The sequence below is a fragment of the Serratia sp. ID 25-353 genome, from assembly GCF_054792795.1.
The window spans coordinates 890,458-912,822 of record NZ_CM139236.1 but is presented as its reverse complement, the minus strand read 5'-3'; the positions used below and the strand labels follow the sequence as shown (position 1 = coordinate 912,822).

Annotated in this window: 20 protein-coding genes and 1 tRNA gene; 6 read left to right on the top strand and 15 right to left on the bottom strand. The window is 61.4% G+C overall.

Annotation, left to right across the window (positions count from 1 at the left end):
• Positions 1–3: 3 nt before the first annotated feature.
• Both ACYF6X_RS04295 and ACYF6X_RS04290 read left to right on the top strand, forming a co-directional pair.
• Positions 4–1,293, top strand: a complete 1,290-nt coding sequence (locus tag ACYF6X_RS04295; protein ID WP_107226493.1) for an alginate export family protein — start codon at positions 4–6, stop codon at positions 1,291–1,293.
• Positions 1,294–1,794: 501 nt separating this feature from the next.
• Entirely contained in the window at positions 1,795–3,177 is a 1,383-nt protein-coding gene (locus tag ACYF6X_RS04290) for a serralysin family metalloprotease (protein WP_063989281.1), read from the top strand.
• A 117-nt stretch (positions 3,178–3,294) separates the two neighbouring features.
• Here ACYF6X_RS04290 and ACYF6X_RS04285 read toward each other — a convergent pair whose 3' ends face one another.
• The 6 genes from ACYF6X_RS04285 to ACYF6X_RS04260 all read right to left on the bottom strand — a co-directional run bounded on the left by ACYF6X_RS04285 (position 3,295) and on the right by ACYF6X_RS04260 (position 10,238).
• Positions 3,295–4,347: an NAD(P)H-dependent flavin oxidoreductase gene (locus ACYF6X_RS04285; RefSeq protein ID WP_063989280.1), complete on the bottom strand. Its 1,053-nt coding sequence runs from the start codon at positions 4,345–4,347 to the stop codon at positions 3,295–3,297.
• 96 nt (positions 4,348–4,443) lie between these two features.
• Positions 4,444–6,054: an MFS transporter gene (locus tag ACYF6X_RS04280; protein ID WP_063989279.1), complete on the bottom strand. Its 1,611-nt coding sequence runs from the start codon at positions 6,052–6,054 to the stop codon at positions 4,444–4,446.
• Complete coding sequence (locus ACYF6X_RS04275) at positions 6,047–6,496, bottom strand: DoxX family protein (RefSeq protein ID WP_130017188.1); 450 nt, start codon at positions 6,494–6,496, stop codon at positions 6,047–6,049. The genes ACYF6X_RS04280 and ACYF6X_RS04275 overlap by 8 nt, the downstream gene beginning before the upstream one ends.
• A gap of 9 nt (positions 6,497–6,505) precedes the next feature.
• Positions 6,506–7,336: an alpha/beta fold hydrolase gene (locus ACYF6X_RS04270; RefSeq protein WP_060420336.1), complete on the bottom strand. Its 831-nt coding sequence runs from the start codon at positions 7,334–7,336 to the stop codon at positions 6,506–6,508.
• A gap of 142 nt (positions 7,337–7,478) precedes the next feature.
• On the bottom strand, positions 7,479–8,873 hold the full coding sequence (locus tag ACYF6X_RS04265) for an MFS transporter (RefSeq protein ID WP_207221070.1): 1,395 nt from the start codon (positions 8,871–8,873) through the stop codon (positions 7,479–7,481).
• A gap of 174 nt (positions 8,874–9,047) precedes the next feature.
• Positions 9,048–10,238, bottom strand: a complete 1,191-nt coding sequence (locus ACYF6X_RS04260; protein WP_130017187.1) for a sugar transporter — start codon at positions 10,236–10,238, stop codon at positions 9,048–9,050.
• 268 nt (positions 10,239–10,506) lie between these two features.
• On the opposite strand from ACYF6X_RS04260, the gene ACYF6X_RS04255 reads away from it, so the two are divergent.
• The gene (locus ACYF6X_RS04255; protein WP_107226497.1) at positions 10,507–11,193 is read left to right on the top strand and encodes an aspartyl/asparaginyl beta-hydroxylase domain-containing protein; all 687 of its coding nucleotides are present in this window, start codon (positions 10,507–10,509) and stop codon (positions 11,191–11,193) included.
• Between the two features lie 17 nt (positions 11,194–11,210).
• On the opposite strand, the gene ACYF6X_RS04250 is transcribed toward ACYF6X_RS04255, so the two are convergent.
• Positions 11,211–12,158: an aromatic alcohol reductase gene (locus ACYF6X_RS04250; RefSeq protein WP_130017186.1), complete on the bottom strand. Its 948-nt coding sequence runs from the start codon at positions 12,156–12,158 to the stop codon at positions 11,211–11,213.
• Between the two features lie 86 nt (positions 12,159–12,244).
• Between ACYF6X_RS04250 and ACYF6X_RS04245 the strand changes: the two genes are divergently transcribed.
• Positions 12,245–12,667 carry a winged helix-turn-helix transcriptional regulator gene (locus ACYF6X_RS04245; protein ID WP_107226499.1) on the top strand — a complete coding sequence of 141 codons (423 nt, stop codon included), beginning with the start codon at positions 12,245–12,247 and terminating at the stop codon, positions 12,665–12,667.
• A gap of 30 nt (positions 12,668–12,697) precedes the next feature.
• Here the strand turns inward: ACYF6X_RS04245 and ACYF6X_RS04240 are convergent, their stop codons facing one another.
• From ACYF6X_RS04240 to ACYF6X_RS04220, 5 genes are all read right to left on the bottom strand, one after another.
• Complete coding sequence (locus ACYF6X_RS04240; protein ID WP_063989272.1) at positions 12,698–13,414, bottom strand: ABC transporter ATP-binding protein; 717 nt, start codon at positions 13,412–13,414, stop codon at positions 12,698–12,700.
• Positions 13,411–14,286, bottom strand: a complete 876-nt coding sequence (locus tag ACYF6X_RS04235; RefSeq protein ID WP_033635209.1) for an ABC transporter ATP-binding protein — start codon at positions 14,284–14,286, stop codon at positions 13,411–13,413. The genes ACYF6X_RS04240 and ACYF6X_RS04235 overlap by 4 nt, the downstream gene beginning before the upstream one ends.
• Complete coding sequence (gene livM / locus ACYF6X_RS04230) at positions 14,283–15,569, bottom strand: high-affinity branched-chain amino acid ABC transporter permease LivM (RefSeq protein ID WP_130017185.1); 1,287 nt, start codon at positions 15,567–15,569, stop codon at positions 14,283–14,285. Before livM ends, ACYF6X_RS04235 begins: the two co-directional genes overlap by 4 nt.
• A gap of 10 nt (positions 15,570–15,579) precedes the next feature.
• Positions 15,580–16,494, bottom strand: coding sequence for an ABC transporter permease subunit (locus ACYF6X_RS04225; protein ID WP_130017184.1), 915 nt, complete (start codon positions 16,492–16,494; stop codon positions 15,580–15,582).
• Between the two features lie 125 nt (positions 16,495–16,619).
• Entirely contained in the window at positions 16,620–17,738 is a 1,119-nt protein-coding gene (locus ACYF6X_RS04220; protein ID WP_063989269.1) for a branched-chain amino acid ABC transporter substrate-binding protein, read from the bottom strand.
• 456 nt (positions 17,739–18,194) lie between these two features.
• On the opposite strand from ACYF6X_RS04220, the gene ACYF6X_RS04215 reads away from it, so the two are divergent.
• Positions 18,195–18,270, top strand: a tRNA-Asn gene (locus tag ACYF6X_RS04215).
• Positions 18,271–18,345: 75 nt separating this feature from the next.
• On the opposite strand, the gene ACYF6X_RS04210 is transcribed toward ACYF6X_RS04215, so the two are convergent.
• From ACYF6X_RS04210 to ACYF6X_RS04200, 3 genes are all read right to left on the bottom strand, one after another.
• The gene (locus ACYF6X_RS04210) at positions 18,346–19,554 is read right to left on the bottom strand and encodes an aldose 1-epimerase family protein (RefSeq protein ID WP_130017183.1); all 1,209 of its coding nucleotides are present in this window, start codon (positions 19,552–19,554) and stop codon (positions 18,346–18,348) included.
• A 410-nt stretch (positions 19,555–19,964) separates the two neighbouring features.
• The gene (locus ACYF6X_RS04205) at positions 19,965–20,267 is read right to left on the bottom strand and encodes a helix-turn-helix domain-containing protein (RefSeq protein WP_049200011.1); all 303 of its coding nucleotides are present in this window, start codon (positions 20,265–20,267) and stop codon (positions 19,965–19,967) included.
• A gap of 4 nt (positions 20,268–20,271) precedes the next feature.
• Positions 20,272–20,625 (bottom strand): type II toxin-antitoxin system RelE/ParE family toxin, encoded by a 354-nt coding sequence (locus tag ACYF6X_RS04200; protein WP_100396990.1) that lies wholly within the window; start codon positions 20,623–20,625, stop codon positions 20,272–20,274.
• Positions 20,626–21,062: 437 nt separating this feature from the next.
• Between ACYF6X_RS04200 and tcuC the strand changes: the two genes are divergently transcribed.
• On the top strand, positions 21,063–22,358 hold the full coding sequence (gene tcuC / locus ACYF6X_RS04195; protein ID WP_130017182.1) for an MFS transporter: 1,296 nt from the start codon (positions 21,063–21,065) through the stop codon (positions 22,356–22,358).
• Positions 22,359–22,365: the final 7 nt, after the last annotated feature.

The following is a 22,365-nucleotide window of genomic DNA, read 5'->3' as shown; positions in this document are numbered from 1 at the left end:
TCCATGATGAAACGCACGCTTCCCGCACTGTTGCTGTTCTCCACGCTCCCCACTCTGGCGGCGGAGCCCGCCGCGTCCCCCTGGAAAAACATCCCGTTGGGCGATGCGGCCACCCTGTCTTTCGACGGTTCACTGCGCGAGCGCTATGAATGGACGGATCAACGGGATCTGAGCGGCGGACGCGACGATACCTTCATGCAGCGCCTGCTGATTGGCGCGCGCCTCGACTACGGCGACAACTTTGGCGCCTATGTTCAGTTGGGATCGTCACTGGCCACGCCGCGCGATCGCGGGCGCAAGCCGACCGACGAAGATCATGCCTATCTTGGCCAGGGCTATATGGACTTAAAACTGCCCACCGCCTACGGCCTCGGCACCCTGCGGGTCGGCCGCCAGGAGATTGCGCTGGGTTCGCTGCACCTGATGGGCACCCGCGACGGCCCCAACGTGCGCCGCGCTTTCGACGCCGTCCGCGCCAGCTGGGCCAAGGATAAAAACCGCCTCGACGCCTTTATCGGCCACCCCGTCACCCTCAAAACCGGCAGTTTCGACGACGATACCGACAACAGCCAAAAGGTGTGGGGGCTGTACGGCACCACGCCGCTGGCCGCGCTGGCTTCCTCGCTCGATCTCTACACCTTCGGCTTTGAGGATAGCGATGCCCACTACGCGCAGCTCAGCGGGCAAGAGCGGCGCTATACCGTCGGCGCGCGCATTTTCGGCGCAGCGCAGGGATTCGACTGGGACAACGAGGCCGCCTGGCAGTTCGGCAGCGCAGAACAGCGCGACATCCGCGCCTGGTCGGCGTCGGCGCACGCCGGGTATACGGTGAGCGACTGGCGCTGGCAGCCGCGCTTTGGCGGCAAGATTGGCATCGCCAGCGGCGATAAAAACGGTCACGATGGGCAGCTCAACACCTTCAACGCCATGTACCCCAAGCTGCCCTACCTGACCGAGAACGGGCTGGTGGCGCCGGCTAACCTGATCGCCATCCATCCTTCGGTCACGATTACGCCGTGGCAAACCCTGTCCATCGATTTCAGTTGGGACGCGTTATGGCGGCAACGCCGCGAGGATGCCTTCTACCTCGGGCCGATGCGCTCGGTGAAAGGCAGTACGCAGGGCTCGCGCTTTATCGGCAATCAGTACCAGGTCGAAACCACCTGGACGCCGAGAAGCGATCTTCAGTTCAAGGTGGCCTATGTCTACTTCGACGTCGGCCACAGCCTGCAGCAGCATGCCGGGCTGAAAAACATGAATTTCGTGCTGGCGCAGGGCACCTACCGTTTTTAAGTATCAGGCAAGTTAATCGGTGTACGCGGGTGCCCTTAATAATCCCGAACTCAATAATGACGTTCGCCGGCGAGTAGCCACCTCTATACATTGCGGCAATGGCGGCCACTCGCCGCCATTCACAGATAAAAACTAATGAAAAGCAAAAAGATAAATCAGCCACCTAAACTTCGCGAGCCAATTACAGAGTAATATTAAATAAAGGTTTAATTCCACCTGGTTATTTAAGCACGCCTTTTACGCATATCTTATGTAAAAGATTCATATAAGAATAACTCATTAATAAAATAATTATGCCTATACTGCTTTCAGCCAACCATTGCGTGCCATTAATTCCTCACCGTGATTAATGATAAGGACATATCCCGCTTGAGTGCGATATTCAAGCCAGACCAAGGAGGCAATCTAATGATAACCCACTAATTACCCCCTATTTTCAAACCTGTGTACGAGCATATAGAGCGTTAGGTGCAATATTGTCAACGTCCAAAGGAGTTTGATATGTCATTAGCGACCGATAAAATCTCAGATTATTTAACCGATTATGAAAGAGGCGATCACGCAGGGAGCAGCAAACCGTCATACGCCACAGAGGAGGTTTCAGATCTGTTGCTGAGGAGCCATTATTCCGCCAATGGCAAAGGCGTGACCGACCATGCGGCAGCATTAACCTACTCTTTCCCCGTGTATACCGACAGCGATAAGCCAGGATCCGCACAGCTTAACGCCGCCCAACAGGCCCAAACCAAGCTTTCATTGCAGTCCTGGTCAGACGTCGCCAACGTCACGTTTACCGAAGTCACAGGCAACGACGCGAAAAATGCAGATATAAAATTTGGTTTTTATAAAGCGGCCAGCGGGGGCAATTACACCTCTTATGAAAGTACGCAAAACGATCTCAAAAGCACCATTTGGATCAGCGGTAACAATGGCTACGACGCCTCTAACCCACAAACCAATAACTATGCCAGGGATACGCTGACCCACGAAATAGGGCATGCGCTGGGGCTCTCGCACCCAGGGAACTACGATGCTTCCAACGCGACTTACCCCACCTACACCAACTCGGCGAAATATTATGAGGACGACCATCAATATTCTTTGATGAGCTATTTTAGTGAACAAAACACCGGTGCCGACTATAAAGGCGTTTGGCCATCGGGGCCGCAGCTGGATGATATTACCGCCATACAGAAACTGTACGGCGCGAATACCACCACGCGCACCGGCGATACCACCTATGGTTTCAACTCGAATACCGACAGAGACTTTTTGAGCGTTAAGGCGTCCACGGACAAAATCGTGGCGGCTATCTGGGATGCCGGCGGCAACGACACGCTGGATTTTTCAGGCTACAGCCAGGATCAGCGCATCAACATTAACGAAGGCGCATTCTCAGATGTGGGCGGATTGAAGGCGAATATCGCCGTCGCCTACGGCGCGCAGATTGAAAACATCATCGGCGGCAGCGGCGCCGATATCTTAGTGGGCAACGCACTGAACAATACGCTCAAAGGCGGCGCAGGCAACGATATCATTTACGGTGCCGGCGGCGCCGATCAGCTCTGGGGCAATGCAGGCGCCGACACCTTCGTCTTCAGTGCAGCCGGCGACAGCCAAGCCGCCGCACCGGACTGGATCCGCGATTTCCAGACAGCAGTGGATAAAATCGATCTGTCGTGGATCAACCAGACGGTTAAAGCCGAGGGGGGCGAGTTGCACTTCGTCGATAGCTTAAGCGGCTCGCTGTATGAAGCGGCGCTGAATTATGATTCGCAGCAGAATGTGACCGATCTGGCGATCAATCTCTCCGGTCATAACCAGCCTGATTTTCTGGTTAAAATCGTTGGGCAGGTCGACGCTTCCGCCGATATTCTCGTCTAGCCAAGGCAAACTCGCAGTCCGGCGCGAACGCCGGACTGTTCATCTCTTTTCAGGCCTGCCGCTGGCGTTTTTTGCGCGGTTCCCACATCGCCAAAGCAGTAAATCGCGCAGACGAGCTCACACCGCTTCCAGCTCCGCCGCCAGGGTGGCGACCAGCTCCGCCGCCGGCATCGGCCGCGCCAGGCCCACGCCCTGCCCGGCCCACAGCGACATAAACTCTCCGCGACCGGCCTTGGCCGCCGCCTGGCGAATATCGCCGGTGAGCGCATTCTGCACCGGATAAGGCGGGATCTGCGCCTCTTCCGCGCGCATCTGGCGCATGAAATCATTGACGATGCCGCGCGCCGGGCGGCCGCTGAAGGCGCGCGTCAGGCGCGTGCTGTCATCACCGGCGTTGCTCAGCGCCGCCCGCCAGGCTTCGGCGATGCCCGACTCCGGGCAGCACAGGAACGCGGTGCCCAGCTGCGCCGCCTGCGCGCCCAGCAAGCGCGCCGCCGCGATGCCGCGCCCGTTCATGATGCCGCCCGCGGCGATCACCGGGATCTTCACCGCCGCCACTACCTGCGGCAGCAGGGCCATCAGGCCGACGCAGGATTGTTCGATGTCGCCGAGGAAGGTCGGGCGGTGGCCGCCCGCCTCCGAGCCCGAGACGCAAACGAAGTCGGCGCCCGCCTCTTCCCAGGCGCGGGCTTCCGCCACCGTGGTAGCGGTGCCGATCACCCGCGAGCCGGCCTTCTTGAACTGCGTGACCGTGGCGCGCGGCAGCACGCCGAAGGTGAAACTGGCCACCGGCGGCGCCGCCTCCAGCAAGGCCGCGATCTGGTCACGGTTGTTTTCGGCGAATTGAGTGGGAATCGGCGGCTCGCTCAGCCCCAGCGCTTCGCGGAACGGCCGCAACAGGTGCTGGGCGCGCTTGAGCTCGGCGAGATCCGGATGCTGCTCATCGAGCAGAAACAGATTGATGTTGAACGGCGCGGCGGTCTGCGCGCGGATCTGCTGCACCCGTTCGAGGATCACCGCCGGTGAAAACAGCGCCGCCGCGCACGAGCCCAGCGCCCCGGCATTGCTCACCGCCACCGCCAACGCCGGCGGCGACGCGCCGTTCATCGGCCCCTGAACGATCGGATAGCGCAGCCCAAGTTCGCGGGCAAAAGCAGAAGGTGCCGTCATCAATGTGTCTCCCTGTGCTGACTACATTCGTCTTACGGCGGCCGCGCCGCCGAACCGACCAAAAGCATAGCACCTTCTGGCCGGTGAGCCGTGCAGTTAGTGCTTCACCTGCCGCCTGTCCAGCGACAGGAAGTGATGCACCACCGGTTTCTCCGGCCCGATATGGAAGCGCAGCGCCTCCTGCTGCAGATCGGCGTCGGCGTGCGACACCCGCTGGTGCTGGCGCAGGTGCTCTGCCCAGGACTCCACCAGGAACCACTCCATGATGCATTCCGGATCGCCGGTGTGCTCGGTGATGCCCCAGGCGTAAGCGCCATCGCGGCGACGCGCGTGCTCCAGCATCAACAGCGTGCGCAAGAACTGCGGCCGATCCTGTTCGCGGATGCGGTACTCCACCTGAATCATTACCGGGCCGCGATCGTTCTCGACCGGCGTGTTGACCAACGGCTCCGGCCAATGGTTCGACGGCTGCAGATCGGCTTCGCCGGTCGGCAGACGCAGGCGGTGGAACAGCAGCCCCGCCGCCAGCAGGCCGACACCGCCGACCAGCAGCGTGGCGGCCACGCCCAGCTCCTGCGCCACCAGCCCCCACAGCAGGCTGCCCGCCGCCATCGCGCCGTTGAACACCATCAGGTAGATGGCCAGGCCGCGGCCGCGCACCCAGTTGGGCAGCACGCCCTGCGCCGCGCCGTTGAGCGTGGTCAGCGCGATAATCCAGCCGGCGCCCAGCACCAACAACAGCACCACCGCCAACCACTGCGGCGGCGCCAGCGACAGAGCCGCCATCACCACGGCGGTCAGCACCGCCGCCAGCAACACCAGCCCGTCGGCATTCAGCCGCTGACGCAGGCGCGGCAGCGCGATCGCGCCGAGGATCGCCCCGGCGCCTACCGCCCCCAGCAAAACGCCGTAAAAACCGGCGCTGCCGCCCAGCATGCGGCGCGCCACCAGCGGCAGCAGCGCCCAGACCGAGCTGGAGAAAGCGAAGAACACCGCCGCCCGCAGCAGCACCACGTGCAGCTCGCGGCTGGAACGGGCATAGCGCAGGCCGGCGCGGAAGGCACCGAAGAAATGTTCCGACAGGCCGCTGTCCTCAACCTTCGGCCGCTTCCACCACAGCAGCGCCGCGATCACCAGCACATAGCTCATCACGTCCGCGCCGTAAGCCGCGCCGGCGCCGAAGCTGGCCAGCAGCAGGCCGCCGGCCGCCGGGCCGATGGAGCGGGCGATGTTGATGCCGAGCGAGTTCAGCGCCACGGCGTTTTTCAGCTCGGTGCGCGGCACCAGCTCCGGCACGATCGCCTGCCAGGTCGGCCCCATCAGCGCCGCGCCGATGCCGCCGACGAAGGTCAGCGCCAGCAGGTATTCCACCGTCAACGCGCCGGTTTGCGACAGCAGTAACAGGCTGCCGCTGACGCAGGCCAGCAGAATTTGCACGAAGATCAGAAAGCGCCGCCGATCGAGGATGTCCGACAATACCCCGGCCGGGATCGCCAGCAGGAATACCGGCAGCGTGGCGGCGGTCTGCATCAGCGCCACCGCCGAGGGGTTGCTCGACAGATCGGTGATCAGCCACGAGCTGGCGACGTCGCGCATAAAGCTACCGACGTTGCCGAGCACCGTGGCGCCCCACAGCACCGCAAATAATGGGATTTTCAGCGGCGCGAAGCCGCCCGCCGCCGCCTTGTTTTCCGTCTGTTCAGCCATCCGTTCGCTCCTTCAAATCGTTAAATGCCACCAGCAACAGCGCGCCGGCCAGCCCAAGGTGTTCAAAAAATCCATTCATCATCTGGCCGCGTTCCGCCCCGTCGAACTGCCAGAACGGATTGGCCATCAGCGTCGCCATCAGGGTAAAACCGGCCAGCGCCAACGCGCCGAGCCAGCGATAAAAGCCGCTCAGGATCAGCGCCGACGCCGCCAGTTCCAGCAGCGTCACCAGCGCGGCGAACAGCGCCGCCGGCTGCAAACCGAAGTGGGTCATCTCGGCAACCGCGCCTTCGACGTTCAGCGCCTTGACCAACCCGCCCTGGATGTAGGCGGCGCAAATCGCGAGCAGCAGCAGCCAGCGCACCGCGGGTGCATGCAGCCAGCGCACCGCGGACGCATGCAGCCGCTGCGCGCAGCGGGCGGCGATAGCAGTCAGGTTCATCGCGCCCCCTTAAAACGGCGAATTCTGGATAAAGGCCAGCAGATCGGCGTTGAAGCGATCGGGATCGACCTGCGCCAAGCCGTGAGCGCCGCCGGCGTAAACGTTCAGCTCCGCCTGTTGCATAAGCTTAGCGGCTTTCAGCGCCGAGGCGCCGATCGGCACGATCTGATCGGCGTCGCCGTGCACCAGCAGCGTCGGTCTGTCGATCGCCAGCAGATCGGCGGTGTAATCCACTTCGGAGAACGCGCTCACGCCGTCGTACTGCCCTTTCACGCCACCCTGCATGGCCATCAGCCAGAAGTGGTCGATCAGCCCCGCATTGCTCTCCACCTCGTCGCAGTGGAAGCCGTAGAACGGCACCGCCAGATCTTTGAAGAACTGCGAGCGGTTGCCCGCCACGCCGCTGCGAATGCCGTCGAAGGCCGCCATGGGTGCGCCTTCCGGGTTAGCCGGCGTTTGCAGCATCAGCGGCGGCACGGCGCCCACCAGCACCACCTTCGCCACCCGATCGCTGCCGTGGCGGCCGATGTAGCGCGCCACTTCGCCGCCGCCGATGGCATGGCCGACCAGGATCAGATCGCGCAGATCCAGCGTTTCAATCAGCAGAGCCAGATCGTCGGCGTATTGGTTGATATCGTTGCCGTGCCAGGTCTGATCCGAACGGCCGTGGCCGCGGCGATCGTGGGCGATCACCCGGAATCCGCTCTGGCCGAAAAACAGCAGCTGGTTGTCCCAGGCGTCGGCGGACAGCGGCCAACCGTGGGAGAACAGGATCGGCTGGCCGCGGCCCCAATCCTTATAGAAAATGCGCGCGCCATCGGGCGCGGTGAGGATGCTCATGACGTGTTCCCCGCTCGGTATTGAATTGGATTTTGTACCGGGTAACAGTACGGCAGGCGCAAAGGCAGTGATAACGGAATAATTTTCGCATGATCGCGAGTTTTTTTGCTGAAGAGGCCGGCGTCGCCGCCGGCGTTAAACGTCAGATGTTTTCCAGATCGATGCCGCGCGTTTTCGGGCCGAACAGCCCAATCACCAGCATCACGATCAGCATGCTGGCGACGATAAACGCGATCACCCCCAGCGAGCCGCCGTACTGCAAGATAATGCCGATGATGATGCTGCTGAACACCGTCGACAGCCGGCTGAAGGAGTAGCAGAAACCGACGGCGCGGGCGCGGATGTGGGTCGGGAAAATCTCGGATTGATACGAGTGGTAGCTGTAGGTCAGCCAGGCGTTGGACCAGGTGATGAAGAAGCCGCACAGGATCAGCCACAGCGGGTTGTTCTGCAGCGCGAACAGCGAACCGAAGATCACCGTCACCAGGCAAGACAACACGATCTGCCACTTGTTCTCCATCTTGTCGGCGTAGAAGCTGCACAGCAGCGAGCCCAGCGGGTAGGCCAGCGTGATGAAGAAAGCGTACAGCAGGCTGTGGGTGACCGAAGCGCCCTTGCCCGACAGCAGCGCCGGCAGCCAGTTGCCGAAGCCGAAGAAGCCGATGGCCTGAAAGAAGTTCATCACCACCAGCATCAGCGTGCGATCGCGGTACTGCGGCGCCCAGATATCGCGAAAGCGGCCGCGCGGCGGCGCCCCCTCGGCATCATCCACCGGGCGCGACGGGAAGTCCGCGGCCGCCACGCCGCAGCGCCGCTCCATATCCCGCATCACCTGCCGGGCCTGCGCATAGCGCCGCTGCTGCACCAGCCAGCGCGGCGACTCCGGTAGCCCCTTGCGCACCAGCCAGATCACCAGCGAGGCCAGCGCGCCGGCGATCACCACGTAGCGCCAACCGCTCAGGCCCCAAATCGTCTGCGGCACCAACCACCAGGACATCAGCGCCACCGCCGGCACCGACAGGAACTGCACGAAGAACGCGAAGGCGAAAGCCCGGGTGCGCAGATGCGCGGGCACCCACTCCGTCAGGTAAGTATCGATGGTCACCAGCTCAATGCCGAGCCCGACGCCCACCAGAAAGCGCAGAAAGATCACCCATTCCGCCTGCTGTTGAAACGCCAGCAGCAGCGAGAAGACGCCATACCAGATCAGGGCGAACATGAAGGTGGCGCGGCGGCCGAAGCGATCGGCGTACGGGCTCAGCAGGCTGGCGCCGCCGAACAGGCCAAGAAAGGTGGCGGAGGCGAAGGCCGCCTGGTCCGACACGCCGAAGACGCCCTGTGCGCCGGTGTGGAAAATGCCGTCGGCGATAAGGCCGGTGCTGATATAGCCGGTCTGGAACAGATCGTAGAGTTCGAAAAAGCCGCCCAGCGACAGCAGAATGATAAAGCGCCACAGACCGGCCGACGCGGGCAAGGCGTCGATTCTGGCCGCCAAATCCCGCGCATGGATCGGCGACGCCGCTACAGAGTCACTCACCGTTAACCTCGCATTAACATTTTTGATGACTTTCTATGCTAGCGAAGCGGCGTCGGAGTTAAATTTTTAATTAGCAGACTATGAAAAAAAGTTAAGCATAAAACGCTGCAGCAGCCTGTTTTATAGCAGGAAAATGCAACGCGGGATGCCGCAGCGGCATCCCGAATCGGCGGCTTAACGGCTGGGGTGCTGCTGCAGCCGTTCGCTGCGGTAGACGCTCAGCAGGCACCAACCGAGGGCGATCAGCGCCAGCGGCGCGGCGACGAAACCGATGTTGCCCATGCCCAGATGCAGGCTCACCTGGTTGCCCAGCAGCGCGCCGCTGCCGATGCCGAAGTTGTACAGGCCGGAGAAGATCGCCATCGCCACGTCGGTGGCGTCCGGCGCCAGGCTCAGCACTTTGGCCTGCATCGACAGGCCGATGGCCATGATCGCCATGCCCCAGAAGATGCACAGCACCGTCAGGTGGCTTTCGCTGCCGGCGGCCGGCAGCAGCAGCAGCAGGCTCAACGTCAGCAGCGCGATGGCGCCGATAAAGAAGCCGGAAGGAAAACGCTCGCTGTAACGGCTGAACAGCAGGCTGCCGACGATGCCGGCGGCGCCGAACAGCAGCAGCATCAGCGTGGTGAAGTTCTCCGACAGCCCGGCCACGGTCTGGATAAACGGCTCGATGTAGCTATAAGCGGTGAAGTGCGCCGTCACCACGATGACGGTCAGCATATACAGCGCCAGCAGCGCCGGGCGTTTGAACAGCAGCGGCACGCTGGCCAGCGAACCGGAGTGCTCGCTTTTCAGCACCGGCAGCAGGCGCCACAGCAACACCAGCGCCAGGGTGGCGCACACCGCGATGCCGATAAAGGTCATGCGCCAGCCGAGCAGTTGCCCCACCACCCGCCCGAGCGGCAGCCCGAGCACCATCGCCAGCGCGGTGCCGCCCGCCAGCAGGCTCAGCGCCTGGGCTTTCTTGCCCGGCGGCGCCACGCGGATCGCCAGCGAGGCGGTGATCGACCAGAACACCGAGTGCGCCAGCGCCACGCCGGCGCGCGAAATGACCAGCGTGGTGAAGTTCCAGGCCACGGCGGTCAGCACGTGGCTGGCGATAAACAGCATGAACACGCCGATCAGCAGCTTGCGGCGCTCGATTTTGCTGGTCAGCAGCATGCACGCCAATGAGGCGGCGGCGACGATCCAGGCGTAGATGGTGATGATCAGGCCGACCTGTTCGGTTTGCATCGAGAAGCTGGCAGCAATGTCGCTCAGCAGACCAACCGGAATAAATTCGGTGGTGTTGAAGATAAAGGCCGAGACGGCGAGGATAACCACGCGCAACCAGGCGGTTGAGCGCGAAACGGCAGCGTGTTCCATGGTAAACAAAATCCGGACAGGTGCGGGCAAGTCGCGATATTTTAACCAACCGGCCCGCTAAATGCGATACGCGTCACACTTTAATTGTGTGGTTTTTTTCGCCGCATTTCGACACATTCGCAGACACACGGTTGCACAAATGCTGTGCTAATCTCTTGAAGCGTACCAATTTTTCCTGCCGCTCTTCCCCCCCGGCCGCCGCAGACGACGCGCCGCGCCGAAGAACCGCGCGCAGTGTCCATTTGGCGTTTTCTGAGGCGAGGTCATTATGTCCGCGATTTATGATTGGTCCGTGCTCGCATTGCGCAATGTTTACGATCGCCGCATTCAGGGCAAGCCGGTGCTCGACAGCGCCGCGCTGTTCCCCGACGCCGAGCGTTTCACCGCCCAATGGCGGCAGATCCGCGAAGAGGCGCTGACCGTCGCCCACGATCTGCACAATATTCCCCGTTTTCACGAGATCATGATCCAGCAGGAATCGATCTCCGCCAACGACGCGCGCGACTGGCGCATGTTCATCATGAAGGCCTACGGCCAGCCGATCGCCCGCAACCTGGCGCGCTGCCCTACGCTGGCGGCGCTGATCGCCTCGTCGCCGGACGTGCTGTCCGCCTCGCTCTCCTTCCTGGCGCCCGGCAAACAGGTGCCGCCCCACCGCGGGCCGTTCCGCGGCATTCTGCGCGGCTATCTGGTGTTGGACATGCCTAAACGCGCCGACGGGGTGCCGGCGGCGGTGCTGAAAGTGGACGGCCGCGAATACCGGCTGCACGAGGGGGAGTTCATGCTGTGGGACGATACCTTCGAACACGAGGTGTGGAACGACAGCGCGCAGGTGCGCACCGTGCTGCTGCTGGACATCCGCCGCCGCGACATGCCCGCCGGGCTGCGGCTGCTCTCCAGCGCCATCGTCGCCCTGGTGCGGCTGAACGTGCGCTGGATGCAGCGCCATTTCTGAGTCCGGCGCTCAGGCGACTAACCGTCCTGAGAGGTCGGGCATTGCTGCGCCAGCCACTGCTCGGCGGTGGTGGTGGCTATGCCCTGGCGCGCATTGAAGGTTTTCGCCTTATCCCAGGCCACGCCGTCGGGCCGGGCGAAAGCCAGCCGGTATTTGGCGCCGACGTCACGCGGATGGTTCCGCACCTCCTCCTGCAGCCGCTCGTTGTCCAACAGGACTCTGTTGACCTCAACGGCCCAGTGCGCCTGCATGACATCGGCAAGCTCGCGGTAGGTCAGCGTGTCCCCGGCGATATAGACCACCTGGTTGCGAAACGCGGGCCGATGGAAAAAAATCGCGGCCGTCAGCCGGCCAATGTCCTCGGGGGTGGTCAGCGTCACCGCGTAGCGCCAGTCGCCCAGCGCGCGCACCGTTTTGGTGGCCGCGTCCACCACGCCAAAACCCGAGTCAAACAGGTAGCTGGTGAAAATGCCCGTGGAAACAATCACCCACGCCGTCGCCTTCTGCGCACGCAGCAGGTGGCGCACCTCGAGCTGTTCATCCCACACCTGTTGCCCGCTGCCTTTGCCGACAACATCGTAGTCCACGCCGAACTGCCACGGGAAGTAGCGCGCCACACCCGCCTGCAAAACGGCCTGGGTGATCTTTATCTGCGTGCCCGCCCCGCCGACAAAGCCGCTGCAGTTGATCACCGCGTCAAAGCCACGCAGCAGCGCGCTCAGCTCATCCACGCTGTTTTGCTGCAGGTCGCCTTCCACCACGGCGATGCTGAGCCGCGCCAGCGCATCCCGCCGCGCGCGATGCGGGCCGGTGACGGCGCGGGCGGCCTCCGGCCGCAGCAGCACGCTGATGTTTAAAGCGTGGTGTAACCGGGCCTGCCGGCTCATCGCGCGCAATACCGGCAGCCCCAGTTCACCGGCGCCGAGTATCAGCACGGTATTGATGGATGGATTTGTGGATTTCATTCTTGCCTCCTGTCTTAACACTGCGCCATCCTGACAGCTGACAAAAACGGGTTCAATTAGGTACACGCGTGATACCGGAGAGGAATATGACGAACGATCGGGAAGCGCTGCTGCAATTTTCGCAGGCGTTCTGTGAAGAATTGAGCAACGACGATGAAGGGTTGAAGCGTGAGATCCTCGCACATGCGGGCAACCGTTGGTCGCTGGGGGTATTGCATATCCTGGGCACCCACGGGCCGCTGCGCCACGGCGAGATAGGCCGCCAATTAGCGGGCGTGACGCAGAGAATGCTGACGCGGACGCTGCGCCATCTCGAGCGTGACGGGTTGATATCGCGCTGCGATTATCAGGAAAAGCTGCCCCGCGTGGTTTACACCATCACCGACGCGGGGGAAGAGATGCTGCTCAACATGCTGCCACTCTGGTCGTGGATTATCGCCTCCGCCGATGCCTTCAGGGCGGCCCGCTCACGCTACGATGATCAAGATCGAAGCGCCGCCGAGGGATGAACGCGGGCCTCCCTGCCCAAAGGGCGGCGCTCAGCCACCGCCCAGATAGGCCTTTCTCACCGCCGGATCGTTCAACAGCTCCGGTCCGCTGCCGGTGAGGCGGATCTGGCCGTTGACCATCACATAGCCGCGATCGGACAGCTTCAGCGCGTGGTTGGCGTTCTGCTCCACCAGAAACAGCGTCATGCCGCTGCGGGTCAGTTCGCGCAGCACGCCGAAGATCTGCCGCACCACGATCGGCGCCAGCCCCAGGCTCGGTTCGTCCAACAGCAGCAGCTTCGGCCGGCTCATCAGCGCGCGGGCGATCGCCAGCATCTGCTGCTCACCGCCGGACAGGGTCATCGCCCGCTGGTTGCGCCGCTCCTTGAGACGCGGAAACAGCTCGAACATACGCGGCAAATCCTCCGCCAGATAGCGGTTGCCGACGGTGATGGTGCCCATCAGCAGGTTCTCCTCCACGCTCATGTCCGGGAAAATGCGCCGCCCTTCCGGCGCCTGCGCGATGCCGCCGGCCGCCACGTAGTGCGTGGAGCGGCGGCTGATGTCCTCGCCGCCAAACAGGATCTGCCCGCCGGCGATGCGCGGCTGGCCGAAGATTGACATCAACAGCGTGGATTTGCCCGCGCCATTGGCGCCGATCAGCGCCACCGTCTCCCCGGCGTTGACCTGCAGCGACACCTTGCGCAGCGCCTGGATCGGCCCATAAAACACGTCCACTTCGCGAAATTCCAGCATCGCTTCGCTCATCCCGCCAGCTCCTCTTCGTCCGCGCCCAGGTAGGCGGCGATCACCGCCTCGTTGTGCTGGATCTCCTGCGGCGTGCCGCGGGCGATCACGTCGCCGTGATCGAGCACGATCACCCGATCGGAGATCTCCATCACCATGCCCATGTCATGCTCGATCAGCAGCACCGTGATGCCGTGATGCTGGCGCAGGAAGCGGATGATACGGCTCAGCGTCGCCGTTTCCACTGGGTTCAGCCCGGCGGCCGGCTCGTCGAGACAGATCATCTCCGGCGCGGTGCACATGGCGCGCGCAATCTCCAGCCGCCGCTGTTGGCCGTAGGACATTTCCCCCGCCAGCCGGTTGGCGCAGTCCACCAGATCCACCACCTCCAGCCAGTAGAAGGCGTGATCCAGCGCGGCGCTCTCCGCCCGGCGGTAGCCCGGCGTGTTCAGCACCCCGGCGATCAGGTTGCGGTTGCTCTGCATGTGCTGCGCCACCAGCAGGTTCTCCACCACCGACATTTCGCGGAACAGGCGGATATTCTGGAAAGTGCGCGCCAGCCCGGCGCGGTTGACCAGGTGGGTGCCGCCGAACATCTTGTAATAGAGGCGCGAGCCGAGCCGCTTCGGGCGTATCCAGTCGCCGGCGCGAAACTTCTGCCCCAGCACCTGGATCACGTCGGTCGGCCGCTTATGGGTATTGAGCAGGATCGCACCGCCGCTGGCGCGGTAAAAGCCGGTCAGGCAGTTGAACACTGTGGTCTTGCCGGCGCCGTTGGGGCCAATCAGGGCGGTGATGGAGCCGCGTTCCACCTCCAGATTGACGTCGTTCAGCGCCTTGATGCCGCCAAAGCGCATCATCAGGTGCTCCACCCGCAAAATGGCGTCGCTCATGGCGCCACCCCCTTGCGTTCGGCGAAGCTGGCGCGGCTGATGCGCACCAGCCCGCGCGGCCGCCAGATCATCATCGCCACCATCAGCACGCCGAACAGCAGCACCCGGTATTCGGCGAAACTGCGCAGCAGCTCCGGCGCCACCGTCAGCACGAAGGCCGCCAGCACCACGCCGAGGGTGGAGCCCATGCCGCCCAGCACCACGATCGCCAGGATCAGCGCCGACTCGAAGAAGGTGAACGAAGTCGGGTTGACGAAGCCCTGATAGGTGGCGAAAAACACCCCCGCCAGCCCGGCGGTGGAGGCGCCCAGCATAAACGCCGACAGCTTCACCAGTACGTGATTGAGCCCGAGAGAGCGGCAGGCGATCTCATCCTCGCGCAGCGCCTCCCAGGCGCGGCCGATCGGCATGCGCGTCAGCCGGTGCTTGATGTACAGCACCAGCAGCACCACCAAAAACAGCACCGCGTAGATGAAAATGAACTTGAGGTTGGGGTTGTAATCGATGCCGAGAAACTCGTGGATCGGCATCCCGCCGTCTTTGGCACGCCGGCCGAACTCCAGGCCGAACACCGTCGGCGCCGGCACCGAGACGCCGTTCGGCCCGCCGGTGAGCGACATCCAGTTGTTCAGCACCAGCCGGATGATCTCGCCGAACCCCAGCGTGACGATCGCCAGGTAGTCACCGTGCATGCGCAGCACCGGGAAACCCAGCAGCGCGCCGGCCAGCGCCGCCATCAGCGCCCCCAGCGGCAGCATCGCCCAAAACCCCAGCCCGAGGTACTGATAGCCCAGCGCCAGCCCGTAGGCGCCGATGGCGTAAAACGCCACGTACCCCAGATCGAGCAGCCCCGCCAGCCCGACCACGATATTCAGCCCCAGGCCGAGCAGCACGTAGATCAGGCCGAGGATCGCCACCGTCAGCAGGTATTTGGTGGCGACGAACGGGAACAGCAGCGCGATCGCCGCCATCAGCGGCAAGATCCAGCGCAGGTTGGATTTATAGCCCAGCGGCCGTACGTAGACGCCGTCGTTGCCGCCGTCGAAGCGCGCCAGCACCCTGCGCCCCGGCGCGGTTTGCAGGAACAGGCTCAGCAGCAGCCGCCCGGCCATCACCGCGACGATAATCCACACCAGCCGGCGCGGTTCGACGTTGAAGCTGTAGCCGTTCAGCACGATGCCGACGATCGGCCCGAACACGATCAGGGCGATCAGCCCGGCCAAGACGGCGTCCAGCAGGCTGCGTTTAACGTCCAGCCCGCCGTTGATCACGGATTGCGACATGGCGTTCTCCTTAAACCTTGGCGATCAGCGGCCGGCCAAGCAGGCCCTGCGGACGGAAGATCAGGATCGCCACCAGCAACCCGAAGGAGAACACGTCCTTGTAATCCGAGTTCACCATGCCGGCGAACTGCGCCTCCGCCACCCCGAGCAGCAGCCCGCCCAGCATGGCGCCCGGCAGCGAGCCGATACCGCCCAGTACCGCGGCGGTGAAGGCCTTGATGCCGATGATAAAGCCGACGTAAAAATCGAAGGTGCCGTAGTTCATGGTGATCAGCACCCCGGCCAGCCCGGCCATGGCAGCGCCGATCACGAACACCAGCGAGATCACCCGATCGGTATTGATGCCGAGAATCGAGGCCATTTTGCGATCCTGCTGAGTGGCGCGGCAGATGCGCCCCAGCCGGGTGCGCTGAATGAGGTAGGTGAGGATCGCCATGCCAAGCAGCGACGCCACCAGGATAAACACCTTGGTGTAGGTGATCTGCACTACGCCGCCGTCGAACTCCAGGCGGAACACGCCGCTCAGCAGCGTCGGGATGCCCTGCTGGCGTGGCCCTTGGCTGATCTGCGCGTAGTTTTGCAGGATTAACGACATGCCGATGGCGGAGATCAGCGGCGCCAGGCGGGTGGAGTTGCGCAGCGGCTTGTAGGCGATGCGCTCGATCACCCAGCCGTACACCCCGGTGATAACGATGGTGAACACCAGCATGCCGAGGATCAGCAGCGGGAACGAGTGCAGCCCGAAGAACGACAGCAGCGCCAAACCGATGGCGCACAGGTAGGCGGAGATCATGTACACCTCGCCGTGGGCGAAGTTGATCATGCCGATGATGCCGTAAACCATGGTGTAGCCGATGGCGATCAGGCCATATACCGCACCGAGGGTCAGGCCGTTGATCAGCTGTTGCAGAAAGAATACATCCATAATGAGCAGTCTCGCCTGGTAAGGCCGCCAACGCAGTCCGACGCGGCCCAAAGGTCATCGCGGAACGGGCTCGCCAGAGCGGCGAGCCCGTCGGTCATAGGGTTACAACTTCAAGGTTCGGCCGTTTACAGCTGGTGATATTTGCCCTTGTCATCCCATTGGTAGACCACATAGTCCGAGACCTTCAGGTCGCCCTTCTGGTCCCAGGCTTTTTTGCCCATCACGGTATCCACATCGTGCGACTTCAGCCATTCGGCGGCCTTGGCGCTGTCTTTGCCGCCGGTGGCGTTGAAGGCGGCGGCGATCGCCTGGATCGAGGCGTAGGAATAGAGGGTGTACCCTTCCGGCTCAAAGCCGCTGGCGCGGAACTTGGCGATCACCGCCTTGCCCTCCGGGATCTGACGCGGATCGTTGCCGAAGGTCATCAGCACGCCGTTGGTGTACTGCGGCCCGCCGGCGGCGGTCACCAGCTCTTCGGTCACCACGCAGTCGCCGGAGAAGAACTTGGCGGTCACGCCCTGCTCGCGCATCTGGCGCACCAGCGGCCCGGCTTCCGGATGGCAGCCGCCGAAATAGACCACGTCCGGCTTGACCGAGGCGATTTTGGTCACCAGCGCGTTGAAGTCTTTCTCACCGCGCGACAACCCCTCATACAGCACCTCTTTGACTCCGCGCTTGTTCATCGCCGCCTTCGCCGCGTCCGCCAACCCCTGGCCGTAGGTGTCTTTATCGTGGATCACCGCGATGCGCTTGGCCTTCAGGGTATCCAGCATGTAGTTGGTGGCGATCACCCCCTGCTGATCGTCGCGCCCGCACATGCGGAACATGGTCTTCATGCCGCGCTCGGTGATCTGCGGGTTGGTGGAGCCGGGGGTGATGGCGATGATGCCGGCCTCGTCATACACCTCGGAGGCGGGCATGGTGGAAGAGGAGCAGAAGTGGCCGACCACCGCCGAGACCTTGTCCTGATCCACCAACCGGTTGGCCACCGCGACCGCCTGTTTCGGTTCGCAGGCGTCATCCCCCTGCACCAGCTTGATTTTTTCCCCTTTGATGCCGCCGGCGGCGTTGATGTCCGCCGCCGCCTGCGAAGCGCCGCGCCAATACTGATCGCCATAGGTGGCGTTCGGCCCGGAGAACGGCCCGGCGACGCCGATGACGATGTCGGCCTGCGCGGAAAACGCCGTACCTAAACAACCGATGAGCAAAGCAGCGAGCGGACTTTTTATCAATTTCGATGACATTGTTATCTTCCTCAGCACTGGTATAGCGAAACGCCCTAGGGCGCGGATCAGTCACTTTATGTGTAGACGGGGAAAATAATTTTCTTGAGAGCGCAGTCGCATTCCCCAAAAATGGGTAAGCAAAAATCTAGCCATTGTGACGACGAATACATATTGCTTGCTTATTCATCCTACATATCAGTTGCGGCGCGGCATGTGGCGGCATTAACCAGGAGCCTGGGCAGCACGGTTAGCGTGAGAGGAAGATGAAAGGGAAAACGGCTGTGCACCATCGCCGTGCAAGGGCTTGTGCAAGCGACGCGACAACGAGACAGGCGGCAAACATCACCGCCTGCCGGTGAAAAATGCCGAAAAACAGCGCAAGGTGCTCATTCCCTCAGCAAACGCACCTTTTTTGCAGTTTAGCGCTTTGACAAACCCCAGGCGCCCCGCTATTATTCGCCCCGTTCACACGATTCCTCTGTAGTTCAGTCGGTAGAACGGCGGACTGTTAATCCGTATGTCACTGGTTCGAGTCCAGTCAGAGGAGCCAAATTTAGAGAAGCCCGCTCAGGGAAACCCGAGCGGGCTTTTTGTTTTTTAGCGCTAAACAAGTCGCAAGGACGCGCTACTCTTTGGCTATCGGCACGGCATTCTCATCGATTTTTACCTTGCCCTGAATATCAGCAATCTTCTGCTCCAGATCCGCCACCTGCGCCTTGCTGTGCAGCAAGGTATAGGTCAGATCAAACTGCGCACTGGCGCCAGGCTGCAACTGTTTAACGCGTTTTTGTTCGCGCTCGATGGTGACCGGGTAGGCATAGCTGGTGCCCGGCTCAATCCCCGTTACATACCCCTGTTTTAACGTATCGGTATTCTTCCACAGCGTCAGGACGGGCAATTGACGGGTATCGAACTGAATAGCCACCCCTTTGTCGCCCGCGTTATTGACCAGCGCCGCCAGTGTCTGATGATTCGGGTCCGATAATGGCTTAATGTTAAAGACCATTTCATCAAACCCTTTGGTGGGGCCGGCATAGGTTCCCCAGGTCTTCAGCCCGGCTTTGGCATAGTCGTTAAACGGGCTGATGCGGGTCATCGGCGCCAGGAAGCGGGCGCCATTTTCCAGAATCGGCGCACCGAAATTGCTGTGATAAATAATCTGGTAGTCATGGGGGTAATCCGCCCGGTTGGTTAACACATCATGCAGGCTGAAACTGTTGCTGCCGGGCACGTAGCGCAATTCGGTCAGGGTTTGCAGATCGGCTTTTTTGAATGTGCTCTCTTCGAGCAGGCCGCGAATACGAATTTCATACGGCGCCGTATCCGCTACCTCAACCTCAACCCGCGAGGCCGGCGTATTGCCCGCTTTACCGTGCAACGTATAAATTTGCCCTCCTTCGCTCACCGGATGACCGGTCCACTCATAGCCACAACGCACCATCATCTCATTGAAACCTTCCAGCCAACCGAGCCCATTGCGGCTTTCCAGGTTGATAAAGGCGGGGTTGACCACCTCTTTGACCGGGGAATCCCATCCCATTTTCGCGCCAAATCCTTCTGCCTTCAGGAGGTTCATGCCGCGCGTGGGGCTGAGGGTGATGGTCAGGCCATCCTGGCTGCGGATAATCACGACCTTGCTGCCTTCCTGCTTGCCGCCGTGCAGCACTTTCTGCTCAATGCTGAACGTTTTATCCTTAATCTTCAGCGCCTCACTCGAAATCTTCCAGTTTCCTTTCTCTACGCTATCTTCAGCGCTGGTCAGCACCCAACTCTGTGCCGCCGCCTGCCCTGAAATCAGAGCCGAAAACATCGCTATAACCCACGTTTTCTTCATTTCCCTTCCCCTTTAGCTGAATCGATTTTCTATTAACGAGAAAAATCTACTGTTAAGCAGGTTAAAGAAATGTGATGAACTTCACCGGGTGAATATTTGAATGAATAGTGCGATAAAAATACGAATATCATCGCAATTTTAATGAAATTCATTCATTTTTTGCACGTTAAATGAGCGATTCATCAACATAAGTCGTATCGTTTCAGCTTTGAGCCAGGGGGATGATTTATCGCGAAGGTACGACGGGTGACCTGCTTAACGCTATCTGGCCCAAACGGAAGCGCCCATACAGCCTGGCCTCTTTGCTTTCACGACTGCCTCTTGACATCGGAGGCGCCATATTGCGAAAAGCCCGCTCGGGGGAACCTGAGCGGGCTTTTTGCTTTCTGCCGTTAACCGAGCAACGGCGTCTACAGCACCACTTCGTAGTGAGAGCCGTCCGGCAGTTCAACATCCAGGCGCAATTTGCCACCGGCCGCCTCAACGTAGCGTTTTAGCGAAGACAGTTTCAGATCGCGGCCCGGTTTTTCCATCACGGCCACGGTCGGCTGCCGGATCCCCAGCGCCTGCGCCATTTCAACCTGCGTTTTCTGGACTTTTTCGCGCAGCTCGGCAAGGTGAATGTTCAGCATGATGTCCGCCGCCAGCGCCTGCGCGTTGGCCACGACCTCGGGCTTTTCATCCGCAATAAGCTGTTCCAGCGTTCTGCCCATCGCGTCACTCCTTCTCGTTTAATGTGTTCAGCCAACAGGTGAATTCCCGATCGGCAATCTGAAGCATTCGATCGTAAAAGCGTTTTTCATTGCCGGCTTTATTGCCCGCGCAAAGCACAATGCCGATACGGTACGGATCGAAAGCGAAGAATGCCCGCAACGGTTCGCCACGGCTCTGAATGCGCAACTCTTTCATATTGCTGTAACGTGAGCCTTTCACCGTATCGGCATAGGGTCTGGGCAGCCCGGGTCCCTTTTCCCGTAGGACCATCAATGCGGCAAGCACGCCGGCCCGATCGGCATCGTTGAGTGAGCTAAACCAGTCATCAAACACATCCGTTGTTTTAATTTCCCACACGGGACCTCTCTGCAATATAGATCAACAACTATATAGATGTAAAGCTATAACAGAGAGGTGCCGGGATGACATGCAAAGGCGTGCGTTGTTACTGCAAGGCTGAACGTACATCCACGCATTTTGCAAACGCAGTGCGAGGCATTCACCTTTTTACGAGCGGTATCGAACAATCGTTCAGAAGCACGGGGCGTTTCTTCGCCACCCCTTTATGAACCCTGTCACAAAACGCGCATGCCGTTTTCGACGCGCGCCGCCGCAGGCAACAGCCCCCAAACTTGTTAACGGTGCGTTACAACTGGTCGCGCAAAATTGTTAACGCCGATTGATGCACCAAACGCATCGCGCCATGCGTTTATTGCGCTTATTTAGTTTATTTTCCTGAGCGAGTCTTCAGCAACAGGCGCGGCGTAGGCGCCAATAGCAAACTGGAGATAAAGATGCATTCCTCTACCTCACCCATGACCACCCGGACCCGAGCCGGCGCGATCCTGCGCGTCACCTCCGGCAACTTTCTGGAACAGTTCGACTTCTTTCTGTTCGGCTTTTACGCCACCTACATCGCACACACCTTTTTCCCGGCCAGCAGCGAATTTGCCTCGCTGATGATGACCTTCGCGGTATTCGGCGCAGGTTTTCTGATGCGCCCCATTGGCGCCATCCTGCTGGGCGCTTACATCGATAAAGTCGGCCGCCGCAAAGGGCTGATCGTCACCCTGTCGATCATGGCTACGGGCACCTTCCTGATCGTATTGATCCCCTCTTACCAGAGCATCGGGCTTTGGGCGCCGCTGCTGGTGCTGTGCGGGCGCCTGCTGCAAGGCTTCTCGGCGGGCGCGGAGCTGGGCGGCGTGTCCGTCTATCTGGCCGAAATCGCCACGCCGGGCCGTAAGGGCTTCTATACCAGCTGGCAGTCCGGCAGCCAGCAGGTAGCGATCATGGCGGCGGCGGCAATGGGCTTCGCGCTCAACGCGGCGCTGGAGGAAAGCGCTATTCGCGAGTGGGGATGGCGCCTGCCTTTCCTGTTCGGCTGCCTGATCGTTCCCTTCATCTTCATCCTGCGCCGCAAGCTGGAAGAAACACAGGAATTTACCGCCCGGCGCCACCACCTGGCGATGCGCGACGTGTTTAAAACCCTGCTGAAAAACTGGCCGGTGGTGATCGCCGGCATGCTGATGGTCGCCATGACCACCACCGCGTTTTACCTGATCACCGTGTATGCGCCAACCTTCGGCAAAAAGGTGCTGCTGCTCAGCGCCTCCGACAGCTTGCTGGTCACTTTACTGGTCGCGATTTCCAACTTCATCTGGCTGCCCATCGGCGGTGCGCTGTCGGATCGCTTCGGCCGCAAACCGGTGCTGATCGCCATGGCGCTGCTGACGCTGGCCACCGCCTACCCGGCGCTCAGCCTGCTCGCCGCCGCCCCCAGCTTCAGCATGATGCTGGCCGTGCTGCTGTGGCTGTCCTTCATTTATGGCCTCTACAACGGCGCGATGATCCCGGCCTTAACCGAGATCATGCCAACGGAAGTGCGGGTGGCCGGGTTCTCGCTGGCCTACAGCCTGGCGACGGCGGTATTCGGCGGCTTTACGCCGGTGATCTCCACCGCGTTGATCGAATACACCGGCGATAAGGCTTCACCGGGCTACTGGATGAGCTTCGCCGCGCTGTGCGCCTTGCTGGCGACGCTGTATCTGTATCGCCGCATCGCCATGCCGCTGCAAACCGCACGCTAACGCGCCA

Coding starts and splice junctions, on each gene's coding strand:
- ACYF6X_RS04295 (WP_107226493.1), top strand. CDS start 4: ATGATGAAACGCACGCTTCCCGCACTGTTGCTGTTCTCCACGCTCCCC.
- ACYF6X_RS04290 (WP_063989281.1), top strand. CDS start 1,795: ATGTCATTAGCGACCGATAAAATCTCAGATTATTTAACCGATTATGAA.
- ACYF6X_RS04285 (WP_063989280.1), bottom strand. CDS start 4,347: ATGACGGCACCTTCTGCTTTTGCCCGCGAACTTGGGCTGCGCTATCCG.
- ACYF6X_RS04280 (WP_063989279.1), bottom strand. CDS start 6,054: ATGGCTGAACAGACGGAAAACAAGGCGGCGGCGGGCGGCTTCGCGCCG.
- ACYF6X_RS04275 (WP_130017188.1), bottom strand. CDS start 6,496: ATGAACCTGACTGCTATCGCCGCCCGCTGCGCGCAGCGGCTGCATGCG.
- ACYF6X_RS04270 (WP_060420336.1), bottom strand. CDS start 7,336: ATGAGCATCCTCACCGCGCCCGATGGCGCGCGCATTTTCTATAAGGAT.
- ACYF6X_RS04260 (WP_130017187.1), bottom strand. CDS start 10,238: ATGGAACACGCTGCCGTTTCGCGCTCAACCGCCTGGTTGCGCGTGGTT.
- ACYF6X_RS04255 (WP_107226497.1), top strand. CDS start 10,507: ATGTCCGCGATTTATGATTGGTCCGTGCTCGCATTGCGCAATGTTTAC.
- ACYF6X_RS04250 (WP_130017186.1), bottom strand. CDS start 12,158: ATGAAATCCACAAATCCATCCATCAATACCGTGCTGATACTCGGCGCC.
- ACYF6X_RS04245 (WP_107226499.1), top strand. CDS start 12,245: ATGACGAACGATCGGGAAGCGCTGCTGCAATTTTCGCAGGCGTTCTGT.
- ACYF6X_RS04240 (WP_063989272.1), bottom strand. CDS start 13,414: ATGAGCGAAGCGATGCTGGAATTTCGCGAAGTGGACGTGTTTTATGGG.
- ACYF6X_RS04235 (WP_033635209.1), bottom strand. CDS start 14,286: ATGAGCGACGCCATTTTGCGGGTGGAGCACCTGATGATGCGCTTTGGC.
- livM (WP_130017185.1), bottom strand. CDS start 15,569: ATGTCGCAATCCGTGATCAACGGCGGGCTGGACGTTAAACGCAGCCTG.
- ACYF6X_RS04225 (WP_130017184.1), bottom strand. CDS start 16,494: ATGGATGTATTCTTTCTGCAACAGCTGATCAACGGCCTGACCCTCGGT.
- ACYF6X_RS04220 (WP_063989269.1), bottom strand. CDS start 17,738: ATGTCATCGAAATTGATAAAAAGTCCGCTCGCTGCTTTGCTCATCGGT.
- ACYF6X_RS04210 (WP_130017183.1), bottom strand. CDS start 19,554: ATGAAGAAAACGTGGGTTATAGCGATGTTTTCGGCTCTGATTTCAGGG.
- ACYF6X_RS04205 (WP_049200011.1), bottom strand. CDS start 20,267: ATGGGCAGAACGCTGGAACAGCTTATTGCGGATGAAAAGCCCGAGGTC.
- tcuC (WP_130017182.1), top strand. CDS start 21,063: ATGCATTCCTCTACCTCACCCATGACCACCCGGACCCGAGCCGGCGCG.